The organism is Solidesulfovibrio fructosivorans JJ] (genome assembly GCF_000179555.1).
GTDB classification, from domain to species: Bacteria; Desulfobacterota; Desulfovibrionia; order Desulfovibrionales; family Desulfovibrionaceae; genus Solidesulfovibrio; species Solidesulfovibrio fructosivorans.
The window spans coordinates 1-12,305 of record NZ_AECZ01000057.1; the positions used below are offsets into that span (position 1 = coordinate 1).

8 protein-coding genes are annotated in these 12,305 nt (G+C 65.2%); 4 read left to right on the plus strand and 4 right to left on the minus strand.

What is annotated here, in order from left to right:
- Positions 1-116 precede the first annotated feature (116 nt).
- Positions 117-1,298, plus strand: a complete 1,182-nt coding sequence (gene purT, locus DESFRDRAFT_RS20035; RefSeq protein WP_005997061.1) for a formate-dependent phosphoribosylglycinamide formyltransferase — start codon at positions 117-119, stop codon at positions 1,296-1,298.
- 49 nt (positions 1,299-1,347) lie between these two features.
- The gene (locus DESFRDRAFT_RS20040; protein WP_005997062.1) at positions 1,348-2,559 is read left to right on the plus strand and encodes a GGDEF domain-containing protein; all 1,212 of its coding nucleotides are present in this window, start codon (positions 1,348-1,350) and stop codon (positions 2,557-2,559) included.
- Between the two features lie 151 nt (positions 2,560-2,710).
- On the opposite strand, the gene DESFRDRAFT_RS20045 is transcribed toward DESFRDRAFT_RS20040, so the two are convergent.
- Complete coding sequence (locus DESFRDRAFT_RS20045) at positions 2,711-3,400, minus strand: Crp/Fnr family transcriptional regulator (protein ID WP_005997063.1); 690 nt, start codon at positions 3,398-3,400, stop codon at positions 2,711-2,713.
- Between the two features lie 90 nt (positions 3,401-3,490).
- On the opposite strand from DESFRDRAFT_RS20045, the gene DESFRDRAFT_RS20050 reads away from it, so the two are divergent.
- Positions 3,491-4,519 carry a 4Fe-4S binding protein gene (locus tag DESFRDRAFT_RS20050; protein ID WP_005997065.1) on the plus strand — a complete coding sequence of 343 codons (1,029 nt, stop codon included), beginning with the start codon at positions 3,491-3,493 and terminating at the stop codon, positions 4,517-4,519.
- Here the strand turns inward: DESFRDRAFT_RS20050 and DESFRDRAFT_RS22785 are convergent.
- The 3 genes from DESFRDRAFT_RS22785 to DESFRDRAFT_RS20060 form a co-directional block, all read right to left on the minus strand.
- The gene (locus tag DESFRDRAFT_RS22785; protein ID WP_005997066.1) at positions 4,516-4,677 is read right to left on the minus strand and encodes a hypothetical protein; all 162 of its coding nucleotides are present in this window, start codon (positions 4,675-4,677) and stop codon (positions 4,516-4,518) included. The genes DESFRDRAFT_RS20050 and DESFRDRAFT_RS22785 overlap by 4 nt on opposite strands.
- Entirely contained in the window at positions 4,674-7,739 is a 3,066-nt protein-coding gene (locus tag DESFRDRAFT_RS21585; RefSeq protein WP_005997067.1) for a radical SAM protein, read from the minus strand. The genes DESFRDRAFT_RS22785 and DESFRDRAFT_RS21585 overlap by 4 nt, the downstream gene beginning before the upstream one ends.
- An 88-nt stretch (positions 7,740-7,827) precedes the next feature.
- Entirely contained in the window at positions 7,828-10,062 is a 2,235-nt protein-coding gene (locus DESFRDRAFT_RS20060) for a methyl-accepting chemotaxis protein (RefSeq protein WP_233489666.1), read from the minus strand.
- A 500-nt stretch (positions 10,063-10,562) separates the two neighbouring features.
- On the opposite strand from DESFRDRAFT_RS20060, the gene hcp reads away from it, so the two are divergent.
- Entirely contained in the window at positions 10,563-12,179 is a 1,617-nt protein-coding gene (hcp, locus tag DESFRDRAFT_RS20065; RefSeq protein WP_005997069.1) for a hydroxylamine reductase, read from the plus strand.
- Positions 12,180-12,305 lie beyond the last annotated feature (126 nt).

Genomic DNA, 12,305 nt, shown 5'->3' on the forward strand with positions numbered 1-12,305 from the left:
TTTTTAAAGGGTTTCCCCTCTCGCATTCTCCTCTCCCTCATTCTTTCCTCTTGTCCTTGACGTCTCTGGTCTGTAGCTTGTTGGTTTTGTGAGCATATTCCTTGAGGAGGCATCGTATGACGCGCATCGGCACGCCCCTGACCCCTTCGGCCACCAAACTGTTGTTGCTTGGCTCCGGCGAACTCGGCAAGGAGGTGGCCATCGAGGCCCAGCGTCTGGGCGTCGAGGTCATCGCCGTGGACCGTTACGCCAACGCCCCGGCCATGCAGGTCGCCCACCGCTCCCACGTCGTCAGCATGCTCGACGCCGCCGCCCTGCGCCGCATCATCGAGGCGGAAAAGCCCGACTACATCGTGCCGGAGATCGAGGCCATCGCCACCCCGGAGCTCTTGGCCCTGGAGGCCGAAGGCTACACGGTGGTGCCCACGGCCAAGGCCGCCCGGCTGACCATGGACCGCGAAGGCATCCGCCGGCTGGCCGCCGAGGAACTGGGCCTTGCCACCTCGCCCTACCGTTTCGCCGACACGAAAGAGGAGTTCCTGGCCGCCTGCGACGCCGTGGGATTCCCCTGCGTGGTCAAGCCGGTCATGTCCTCCTCGGGCAAGGGCCAAAGCGTGGCCCGGGACGCGGCTTCGGCCGAGGCGGCCTGGGACTACGCCCAGACGGCCGGGCGGGCCGGGGCGGGACGCGTCATCGTGGAAGGCTTCGTCGCCTTCGACTACGAGATCACCCTGCTCACCGTGCGCCATGTCGGCGGCACCAGCTTTTGCGCCCCCATCGGGCACCGCCAGGAAAAGGGCGACTACCGGGAATCCTGGCAGCCCCATCCCATGACCGAGGCGGCCCTGGCCGAGGCCAGACGCATGGCCGAAGCCGTGACCGGGGCCCTTGGCGGACGCGGCATTTTCGGCGTGGAGCTTTTCGTCGCCGGCGACAAGGTGCTCTTTTCGGAAGTTTCCCCCCGGCCCCACGACACGGGCATGGTCACGCTCATCTCTCAGGACCTGTCCGAATTCGCCCTGCACGTGCGGGCCATCCTGGGGCTGCCCATCCCGGCCATCCGCCAGTATGCCCCGGCCGCCTCGCGCGTCATCCTGGGCCAGGGGGACTCCACCGCCCCCGCCTACGAGATCGCCGCACAGGCCCTGGCCGCGCCGGATACGTCCCTGCGCCTTTTCGGCAAGCCCGAGGTGCACGGCCTGCGCCGTATGGGCGTGGCACTGGCTCTGGGCCGGGACGTGGAGGAGGCCAAGGCCAAGGCCATCGCCGTGGCCGAACAGGTCAAAGTCGTCTGCTGAATCCGCAGACGGCCTTGATGCTTCGCCGCGACTCGCCTACAAGTGTGTCATGTTCCATACCCGACACGCCGTGAACGCGTTGCCGACCGACCACTTCAAGCGCAACATCACCGTGCGCTACGTGGTCGCGCTTTCCCTCGTGGCCGGGCTGGCGGTGCTGTCCTATGTCATGTTTCGCCATGTCATGGACACCATCGACCACTCGGCCGAAATGACGGCCGTCACCGGTTCCCAACGCCTGCTCATCCAGCGCGTCCTGGCCCAGTGCTTGCTTCTGGCCGCGGCCGACGACGAGGAGTCCAGGCGCGCCATCCGCGCCCATCTGGCCCGCTTCGTGGACTTGCTGGAAAAAAACCACCAGCGCCTTCTGGCCGACCTCAACGACCCCAACTCCTTTGCCGCCCACGCTCCGGAGTTGATGTCCATCTACTTCAAGCAGCCCTTCGAGCTGGACAAGCGGATGCGCTTTTTCATCGCCAGCACCCGGACCTTCTACCACGCCGACGCCGACCGGCCCTCCCTGTCCGATCCCAAGTTCCAGCACGTGCTCGCTTTTGGGGAAAACGAGTTGCGAGACCTGACCGCCGTGGTCCAGGCCTACCAGCATAGGGCCGTATCCCGGCTGACCATCCTGCGCCAGGTCGAAGCCTGGGCCACCGGCGGCATGCTGCTGCTGCTCACCAGCGTGGGGGTCTGCATCCTGCGGCCCATGGTGCGCCGCATCTGCGCCGACCGGGAACGGCTGCAAGGCGCCAACGAGGCCCTGACCGAGCTGGCCGTCACGGACCAGCTGACCGGCGCCTACAACCGGCTCAAGTTCAACCAGGTCATGGGCCACGAACTCAAACGCCTCGACCGCTACGGACCACCTTTTTCCGTCATTATGTTCGACATCGACCACTTCAAGATCGTCAACGACACCCACGGCCACGCCGCCGGCGACGCCATGCTGCGGGAACTGTCCAGGCGGGTGTCCATGGCCGTGCGCGGCGTGGATTGGCTCTTTCGCTACGGCGGCGAGGAATTCGTGGTGGCCGCGCCGCACACCGACCTGGATCAGGCCCGCGTTCTGGCGGAAAAGCTGCGCAATCTGGTCGCCGACACGCCCTTCCCCCACGACATCCCCGGCACCATCAGCCTCGGCGTGGCCCAGGCCCACCCCGGCGACACCCCGGAAAGCCTCATGCAGCGCGTCGACGCCGCCCTCTACGAAGCCAAGGACACCGGCCGCAACCGTGTGGTGGTGGCGGCACAGCAATAGTGGAGAAGCCTCCGGCAGCCAGGGGAGGCTCTGCCTCCCCTGGACCCTACCGCCGGGGGGCGGGCACGCCCCCCGGTCCCCCCTTTACCGAGGAAAATTCTTTTACCGCACGCGGCTGGAAATACGGTCTATTGTGGTTTGCGAAGAGAGGTTAGCCCTTGCCGGTAACCGCGCGGCCTCCGGCTTGTCTCTCCAGGCGGGGCATGTCGAGGAGCTCCACCGCGCTGCCGGAAAGAGCGATCAACCCGTCGTCGGCAAAACGCCTGAGCACCCGGGAAAGGGTTTCGGGAATGGTGCCGAGATAGGCGGCCAGCTGGCCCTTGGGCAAATCGAGGGTAAGGCGGCGCGTTTTGCTCTGGGCCTCGAGCAACAGCAGATGGGCGGCGAGCCTGGCCGGCACCTCGTGAAGGCTCAGGTCCTCGAGCTTGTTGACCATCTGACGCAGGCGCACGGCCAAAAGTCCCAGCATGTCCATGGCCAGGTCCGGCTCGTCGGCCAAAAGCCGCCGGAACCGCTCCCTGGGGAAAAAAAGGTACTCCCCGTCCTCCATGGCCTGGGCGCTGGCCGGATAGACGCGATCGGAAAAAACCGCCACCTCGGCGAACACCTCGCCCGGCCCGAACACGTGCAGGATGTGCTCCTTGCCGGCGAGCGACATCTGGTAGATGCGCACCTTGCCCGTGACCACGGAGAAAAAGCCGGACGCCGGCTCGCCCGCGAAAAAGATGTCCTCGCCCCGGGCATAACGCCGCGTTTCGGCCACCGCCGCCAGGGCGGCCAGATCCTTGTCGCCAAGGCCGGAAAAAAGCCCGATGCCGGCCACGGCCTGTTTCTTGTCCATATCCGTCCCGGGTTAACCTAGGTCAAAGCCATCCGCTCCCGGGCGTCGTAGAGGCATTTTCAATTGCCCTGCCGCCAAAGGAGTGCGCCCATGTCCGAGACGCCATGCATACGGGAAACCCGACCCGGGGTGAAGCAGGCCGGTCGCGGCCGCACCCCGGCCCGGGTCGTCGCCTTCTGGCTCACGGCCGGCCTGCTCTGGCTGGCCAGGGCCAAAGTGCCCTTTCCGGTGCTTTTGGCCGACCGCTTTTTCCCGGGCTGGGGGCACCTCGAAATCGCACTCCTGGGACTTTATGCCGCTGGGCTGACCGGGCGCATGGTCACGGCCTCCCGCACGGGCCCGTTGCGGCTTCGCTACTGGACGGCCTTTTCCCTGGTCTTTTTCGGCCAGCTGGCCCTGGGGCTGGCCGGAATAGGACAGTGCCTCATGACCGGCGCGCTGCACCCGCCGGTGCCGGCGCTCATCGTCGCCGGTCCCATCTACCGGGGCGGCGGCTATTTCATGCCCATCCTCTACCTTGCCACGGTCCTTCTCGTCGGGCCGGGCTGGTGCGCCCACCTGTGCTACGTCGGGGCCCTGGACGGCCTTTGCGCCGCCGCGTCCGGGAAAAATCCGGCCCGCCTGCCCGTTTCAAGCACACGCTGGCGCATCGCCACCCTGGCCCTTTGCATCGGCGCGGCCGTCGGGCTTCGGGCCCTGGGCGCGGACACGGCCGTGGCCCTCGCCCTGGTGGCCGTCTTCGGTCTGGCCGGGCTTGGGATCATGGTCGTGGCCTCGCGCAAAACCGGCGTCATGGTCCACTGCGTGGCCTACTGCCCCATCGGATTCGTGGGCAACGTATTGGGGAAGATCAGCCCCTGGCGGCTTCGCATCGCGCCGGACTGCGACGGCTGCGGCCGGTGTTCGCGGGTTTGCCGCTACCTGGCCCTGCCGCCGCGGGCCTTGGCCAAGGGAAGGCCGGAAAATTCCTGCACGCTTTGCGGCGACTGTCTCGGGGCCTGCCCGGCCTCGCGCATCACCTTGCGCTTCCCGGGGCTCTCCCCCGTGGCGGCCCGGACAGCCTACCTGACCCTGGTCGTCAGCCTGCACGCCGTCTTTCTGGGCGTGGCCAGGATCTAGGGACGCTTTTCGACGATTTTCCCGGCCGCAAGCGCCTTCTGGTAACGCTTCCAGCCCGGGCACCAGCCCGTGTGCCAGCGCCACAGCCGCGCCCAGAACGATGCCGGCCGCTTTGCGGCCAAGGCCCGAAAGCGGCACATCTCGCAGGGATATTTCATAACGTTCCTCCGGCCAGCCGTTTTTCCCCGCCCCGCTCTCCGGCCAGGGCGGCATACGAGGCGAGCAGCATGTCGACCAGGCTGGCGCCGCTGTGAAAAGCGGTGCAGCGCGGGGCCGCCTCCACCGATTTGCGAGCCAGTTCGTCATGGTTATCGATAAACCGGGCCACGGCCGATGCCACGCCGGGCGCGTCGTGGTTGCGGATAAGCGTATAGCCGGCGTCGAACTGCTTGACCTCGAGGGCCAGCGACGTGCCGAGCGGCACGATCAGCGGCACGCCGAGCGCCATGGCCTCGATGACGATCTGGGACGAGCGCTCCACGTAGTTGCCCGGCCGGTACGGCAGCACCAGCGCGTCGAAGGAGGCCAGCAGCCGGTGGAAATCCTCTCCCACGTAGCAGTTCTCGAACACCTGCACCCGGTCGCCGAACGCGTACAGCCGGGCCATGGTGACGGTGTCGGCATAGCGGCAGGCCAACTGCACCACGAAAGTCAGGTCCGGATAGGTGGGCAACAGCGCCTCGATGACGTCCGGCAAAAGCGACACGCCCTGCTCCTCGCGCCCCTCGCCGGCATAGCCGATGACGATCCGGCCCTTCTCGGCCCGGCTCTTGTAGGGTTTGGCCGGGACTTCGAGCTGGAGCGGCACCGGAAACACCGGGCACGGTTTTTCGGCCACGCGCCGGATCTGGGAGGCGATCAGCCGGTTGCTGGCCGCGCAAAAGACCTTGTCCTCGTCGAGAAAGGGCTTGAGCGCCAGCCGGAAGATGGAGCGCATCAGCGCCCGATACTCCACAGCCACGAACCGGTAGCAGTGGTTTTGGAACTTCAGGCACAGATACGGCCGCTTGTCCCGGGCCAGGGCCTTGTACCAGGCCGCGATGCCCCGCACGATCTGCGGATGGGCCGTGTGCACGAACACGAGGTCCGTTGGCCCGAGATCGTTTCGCAGGTTCTTGAACAGGTTGTATTCCGTCATGGTGCCGGAGAGCAAAAAATCCTCCAGGCAGGCGCAGTACTCGTCCGAGGACTGGGACGTGTACTGGCAGGGCATAAGCACCGCCTTGGCCCGAAGCACCTGGACCGCCTCGGGCTGGCACTCGGCGTAGACGTAGAATTCGACCGGCAGCTCCCGTTTCAGGCATTCCTTGAGCACGCCGAGGTCGTAGGCGAAATGGTGCCCGGCCAGAAAGCGCAGGCCGTGGTCGAAAACGACAAGCCGGCCCGGCCCGCTTCCGGGCGCGCTCGCAACCGGCGCGGAGAGGCTCGCCTCGATGACGCGCTCCTTTTCCCGCAACGCCAACAGCATGTTCCGGCCCCAGGCCGTCACGGACAGCGCCCCGAGCTTTGCCGCCAGGGCCGCCTGGTCCGTCGCCCCGGCCGGCATGTCGTCGTCGGGATCGGCGCCGATGGCGACGAGCCCTTCCCGGGCCTTCGCGTCGCCGGGATCGATGGCCAGGGCCCGGCGCAGGCACGAGGCGGCCTCCTCCAACAGCCCCTGGTCGCGCAGCAAAAAGCCCAGGTTGCGACAGGCTACGGCGCAGTCGGCGTCAGCCTTGATGGCCCGGCCGAAATAGCGCACGGCCACGTCGGTCTTGCGGGCGTCGAGCGCCAGCTCACCGAGCAGGTTGAGCACCGCCGCGTCCTCGCCGCCGGTTTCGAGCAGATTGAGGCAGATGGTCTCGGCCAGGGCGGGTCGGCTGTACTTGCGGCACCGCTCGGCATCGGCAAGTCCGGCGTCGCGCAGGGCCACCAGGCGCATCTTGCGGGTGCCGTCGTTTTCCCCGACATACCCGTCCAGGCTGGCCCCGGCGTATTTTTCCAGGCTGCCGGATTTGCGCAGCGACGAGAGCGGAGAACCCTCGATCTCGGCCGTGCCGGATTCCTGGTAGGTGTCGAGGGGCAAGGACTTCCGGTAGCGCTCGGTGTCGGCCATCTGCTCGGACGTTTCACCGGGCAGGCCCACGGTGAAGGTGCCGTGGACAGTCATGCCGAGCGATTTGATGTGGCAGACGACGTCCCGGGCCTTTTCCAGGTCGAGCTTTTTGCGGACGATGTTGTCGATGACCCACTGGTTGCCGCTTTCGAAACCGATCTTGACGCCGAAGCAGCCGGATTCGCGCATGAGCCCCCAGGTTTCCCGGGAGATGGTGTCGGCCCGGCACATGGCCGACCAGGGAAGCCCTATGCGCTTCATGACGCCGCATATCGCCCGCACGTGGCGGTCGCCCAGGTTGAAGGTATCGTCGTCGAAATAGACGCACTTGTAGCCGTAGCGGCCGACAAGGTCGGTGAGGATGCCCTCCACGGCGTCGGCCGAAAGCTGACGCACGAGCCGCACGCCCGTGCCGTCGGGGTCGTCGTTGGACATCACGGCCGGCCAGACGCAGAAGATGCACTTGAAAGGGCAGCCCCGGCTGGTGAGCATCTGCAGTTGCGGGAAAAGCTGGCCCTTGGGATTGGAATCCCAGTAGCGGTGGGCATGCAGCTCGTCGAAGTACGGCGTCGGCGCGGCGTTGAGCTCCTCCTCGCGCAACAGGTCGAAGGGCAGCAGGCCCGACACGCCGCCGGACACGACCTTGACCAAGCCCTTTTCGTATTCCCCCCGGATGGCGGCATGCAGCGGATGCTCGGCCAGAAGCTTTTCGCCAAGACAGGTGATGGGGCCGGCGACGATGATTTTCGTGCGGGGATTTTCCCGCTTGATGTGGGTGATGAGCCCCGCGTCGTGCTCCCAGCTCGGGGAGGCCGACTCGATGACGATGTAATCGAAATCCTGTTCCTTAAGGTAGGCGAAATAGGTCGCGTAGTCCTCGCGCAGGGCAATGGAGTCGCGAAAGGCGACCGTGGCCCCGGTCTCCCGGGCAAGGTAGCTGGCGGCGGAACCGAGAAAAAAAGGATACGGCAGGTAGTCGCCGAAACGGTACTCGCCGGGCTTTGAGCGCACGACGCTGGTGAACGGCCAACGCGACCCGGCCCGCACCCCGGCCAACAACCCGGGGCCATGGATGGCATCCGGGTTCTCGATCCACCACGGCGGATTGCTGCACAGTACCTTCATGGCCCCTCCTTCCCAGGGCCGTATCCTGCTCAATTTTCAAGCCGCCGTCATCCCCTGGCGGCGGCTCTCCAATATCGGGACGCCGATCTCAGCCTTTCGCGCCCGGCAGGGCCGCCGGGGACGCGCCCGTGCCCAAGACGCGCCCGGCCTCGGAGGAGTCCGCCCCGGCCGAATGCCCTTCTTCCTGGAGGCGGATGATGAGGTCCTTGAGCGCCTGGGCCTGGTCGGCCAGTTCGGCCACGGCGTTGGCCGATTGGCGCATGGCGTCGGAAGTTTCGGCCGACACGCGGCTTATGCCCTCGATGGAGCGGTTGATCTCCTCGCAGGTGGCCGACTGTTCCTCGGAGGCCGTGGCGATGGAGAGGACCTGGCCCGAGGTGGACTCGACCAGGGCCACGATTTCGCTCAGGGCGTCACCCGATGTGGCCGAAAGCCCCGTGGCGGTCTGGATTTTTTCCACGGCCTGCTCGACGTTGCCAATATTCTTGCGTGTGCCGGACTGGATGTCCCGGATGGCGTCGCCCACTTCCTTGGTGGCGGTCATGGTCTTCTCGGCCAGCTTTCTGACCTCGTCGGCCACGACCGCGAAGCCCCTGCCGGCCTCGCCGGCCCTTGCCGCCTCGATGGCGGCATTTAAGGCCAGCAGGTTCGTCTGGTCGGCGATGTCGGAAATGACGTTCAAGATCTGGCCGATGCCCTCCGCCTGGCGGCCGAGGTCGGTCATGTCGTTTTTCAGTTCCAGAGCCTGATCCTGCGCCTCGCCGATGCCGGCGATGGCCTGGGACACGATCCTGGCCCCGTCCTCGGCCTTGTGCTTGGCGTTCTGGGCGGACTGCGCCGCCTCGGAGGCGTTTTTGGCGATCTCCACCACGGTGGCGGTCATCTCCTCCATGGCCGTCGCGGTCTCGCCGACCCGGGCGCTTTGCTCCTCGGCCCCGCGCGTGGACTGTTCCACCTGGGCCGAAATCTCCTCGGAGGCCGAGCTGACGATGCCCACCACGTCTTCGAGCTTGCCGGCGGCCTGGAGCATGCCCTGGGCCCGGGCCTGTTCCGCCGCCGCCTTGGCCTCCTCGGCCTGCCGGGTCGCCTCGGCCGCGAGGCGCGAATGTTCGTTGGCCAGCCGCGTCTTGTCGTCGGCCTCGGCGATCTTGCCCTTGAGGCTCGTCACCATGGTGCGCAGGCTGTCGGCCAGCTTGCCGATCTCGTCTTCTTGCCGCAAGGGGATGGGCCGGTCCAGATCACCGGCGGCCACGCCCTGGGTCGCTTTCATGATCTGTTGGATCGGCCGGACGATGGCCCTGGCAATCAGGAAAAGGGCCACGATCAGCACGAGCATGCCGCCGAGGCTCAATCCCAGAAGCGTCTTTTGCACGGCCCTGACACTGGCGTACATGGCCGCCTCGGGAATGACGGCAATGAAACTCCAGGCGCCGCTCACGCCCTCGAGGGCGACCGGGGTCATGCTGTAGAGCATTTCCTCTCCGGTCAGGGCGGACTTTTGGGAAAACACCAGCGCCGTGCCGTTCCGCAAGGCCTCGGCCACCGCCGCCTTGTTGGCGTCGGACAAGTACTGTTCCACCGGCTTCCCGATGAGATTCTTATCCTTATGGGCCACGATCATTCCGGCATTGGACAGCAGCGTGCCATAACCCGAATCAAAGATCTTCACGCCCGCGGCGAGACGCTGCAGTTCCTCCAGGCTCATGTCCAGCCCGGCCACGCCCTTGCCTTTGTCCAGAAGCGGCACGCACACGCTGATCATCATCCGTTTGCGGCCGGCCACCTCGTATTCCGTGGGCTCCACCAGAAGCATCTTCCCGGTCTGCAGCGGCTTCCAATACCATTTTTCCCCGTCCGCGCGACTTTCGGCGGTAGGCGCGGAAGTATGGGTGTCCTCCACGCCCTTTTCGCCCCGGATGACGTAGGGAAGAAACCGCCCCGACACCTCGTGCATGGCCTCGGCCTTGGCGAAATCCTTGTCCTTTCCGTCAAAGGCGTTTGGCTCCCAGGCGGTCCAGACGCCGAAGACGTCGGGCATGGCGCCAAGGCTGCGGTGCAGCAGGTCGACCACGGCCGCCCGATCCGGAGCGGCTTTGGCATGCTCGCTGGACACGGCGGCGGCAAGGATCTTGGCGGCGACAATTGACTGGTCCAGTTTCCCCTGAATCACGGCCGCATAACGGGCGCTGATCTCCTGTCCCAGCTGCTGCGTCTCCCGGACGGACTTCTCCTGTATCTGCATATCCACGGCGACCATGATGGTGATGAATATGCACGCGCATACAAACGCCACAGGGATAAGGATTTTATTCCGCAATTTCATGTTCTTAAACATATTCACCTCGCAAGGAAGAAAGGGGTCCGGGTTTTCCCAACGCATTCCTGAAAACAGTAATGATGCTAATAACGTGCACTTGTGACCATCGTACATCGACAATGCGACATGCCGTAAAGGCGCAATCCGGATCGGGCTCCACCGGACAACACTGTGCCCCCAATGTGTGTTGCCCCACAAATAATATGCAATGCATTTCGCGAACATGCGGCATTCTCCGCACTCCCGGTCTGGAACCGGACGCAGACGTGACGTCCGGGACTCGGCCATCTTCCCCATCAGTTCCGACGCCACGCCCCGGCTTGACCGTTATACACAAAAACGGTGTAGGAAGAAATATTCTCCGAAGGACGCCACGCCCGGTCGCGACGACGCTCCTTCCAGAAAAATAGCGCTTCTTGACTTAGGTCAAACCGTTTTGCCCCGGCCCGCGTAGTCTGAAAACCACTGAAACAAACCACCGCCCCAACCCCAAACGGAGGACACATATGTTTTGTTACCAGTGTGAACAGACGGCCAAGGGCACCGGATGCGACAAACTCGGCGTGTGCGGCAAGACCCCCGAAGTCTCCGATCTCCAGGATCTGCTCGTCTACGCGCTGACCGGTCTTGGCCAGGCGGCGACCACCGCCGCGGCCGAGGGCAAGGACGTTCCTCTGACCACGGGCCGGTTTTTCGCCAAGGCCCTGTTCTCCACGCTGACCAACGTCAATTTCGACGCCGCCGATTTTGGGCCCCTGATCGAAAAGACCGTGGCCGAGCGCGACGCCCTGGCGGCCACGCTTACCGCCAAGCTGCCCGAAGGCCCGGCTACCTTCGTTCCGGCCGCCGACCTGGACGGCCTTATCAAGCAAGGCGCCCAGCACGGCCTCAAGGATATCCCCGAAACCGACCCGGACATCCGCTCGCTCAAGCACACGCTCATCTTCGGGCTCAAGGGCATCGCCGCCTACGCCGACCACGCCGCCATCCTGGGCCAGGAAGACCCGGCCGTGTACGCCTTCCTCTACAAGGGCCTGGCCGATACCTTCACCACGGACAAGAACCTCGGCGACTGGGTGGGTCTAGTGCTCAAGTGCGGCGAAGTGAACCTGCGCACCATGGAGCTCCTCGACGCCGCCAATACCGGGGCCTACGGCAATCCCGTGCCCACGGTGGTGCCGCTCGGGGCCAGGGCCGGCAAGGCCATCCTGGTCTCGGGCCACGACCTCAAGGACCTGAAGGACCTGCTCGAACAGACCGCCGGCAAGGGCATCAACATCTATACTCACGGCGAGATGCTGCCGGCCCACGGCTACCCCGAGCTCAAGAAGTATCCGCACTTTTACGGCCACTACGGCACGGCCTGGCAGAACCAGCACAAGGAATTCGCCGCCTTCCCCGGCGCGATCCTCATGACCACCAACTGTATCCAAAAGCCGGCCGCAAGCTACCTGGGCAATATCTTCACCACCGGCCTCGTGGGCTGGCCGGGCGCGACCCACGTCAAAAACGGCGACTTCGGCCCGGTCATCGAAAAGGCCCTGGCCATGCCGGGCTTCCCCGAGGACACCGACAAGGGCACGGTCATGACGGGATTCGGCCACAACGCGGTCATGGGCGTGGCCGGCGCGGTCATCGACGCGGTCAAGGCCGGAAAGATCCGCCACTTCTTCCTGGTCGCCGGCTGCGATGGGGCCAAGCCCGGCCGCAACTACTATACCGAGTTTGTGGAAAAGGCCCCGGCCGACACGATCGTCCTGACGCTGGCCTGCGGCAAATTCCGCTTCTTCGACAAAAAACTCGGCGACATCGGCGGCATCCCGCGCCTTCTGGACATGGGCCAGTGCAACGACGCCTACTCGGCCATCCAGGTGGCCGTGGCCCTGGCCAAGGCCTTCGACTGCGGCGTCAACGAACTGCCGCTGTCCATGATCCTGTCCTGGTACGAGCAAAAGGCCGTGGCCATCCTTTTGACCCTGCTCCACCTCGGCATCAAGAACATGCGCCTGGGCCCCACCCTGCCGGCCTTCCTCACCCCCAACGTGCTCAACTTCCTGGTCGAAAACTATGACATCAAACCCATCAGCACCCCCGACGAGGACCTGAAAGCAATCCTTGGCTAGGAAGGGAAGAAGGGAAAAAGAGGCCGGGGGGAACCCTTTCTGAAGAAAGGGTTCCCCCCGGCCCCCCTTCCCAAAGACTTTTAGCGATAACTACAGGTTATCCGGAATTTTCTCTCCGTTAAAAGG

Bases quoted from the DNA above. Each gene is read 5' to 3' on its own strand.
- purT (WP_005997061.1), top strand. From the start codon at position 117: ATGACGCGCATCGGCACGCCCCTGACCCCTTCGGCCACCAAACTGTTG.
- DESFRDRAFT_RS21585 (WP_005997067.1), bottom strand. From the start codon at position 7,739: ATGAAGGTACTGTGCAGCAATCCGCCGTGGTGGATCGAGAACCCGGAT.
- hcp (WP_005997069.1), top strand. From the start codon at position 10,563: ATGTTTTGTTACCAGTGTGAACAGACGGCCAAGGGCACCGGATGCGAC.
- DESFRDRAFT_RS20040 (WP_005997062.1), top strand. From the start codon at position 1,348: ATGTTCCATACCCGACACGCCGTGAACGCGTTGCCGACCGACCACTTC.
- DESFRDRAFT_RS20050 (WP_005997065.1), top strand. From the start codon at position 3,491: ATGTCCGAGACGCCATGCATACGGGAAACCCGACCCGGGGTGAAGCAG.
- DESFRDRAFT_RS22785 (WP_005997066.1), bottom strand. From the start codon at position 4,677: ATGAAATATCCCTGCGAGATGTGCCGCTTTCGGGCCTTGGCCGCAAAG.
- DESFRDRAFT_RS20060 (WP_233489666.1), bottom strand. From the start codon at position 10,062: ATGAAATTGCGGAATAAAATCCTTATCCCTGTGGCGTTTGTATGCGCG.
- DESFRDRAFT_RS20045 (WP_005997063.1), bottom strand. From the start codon at position 3,400: ATGGACAAGAAACAGGCCGTGGCCGGCATCGGGCTTTTTTCCGGCCTT.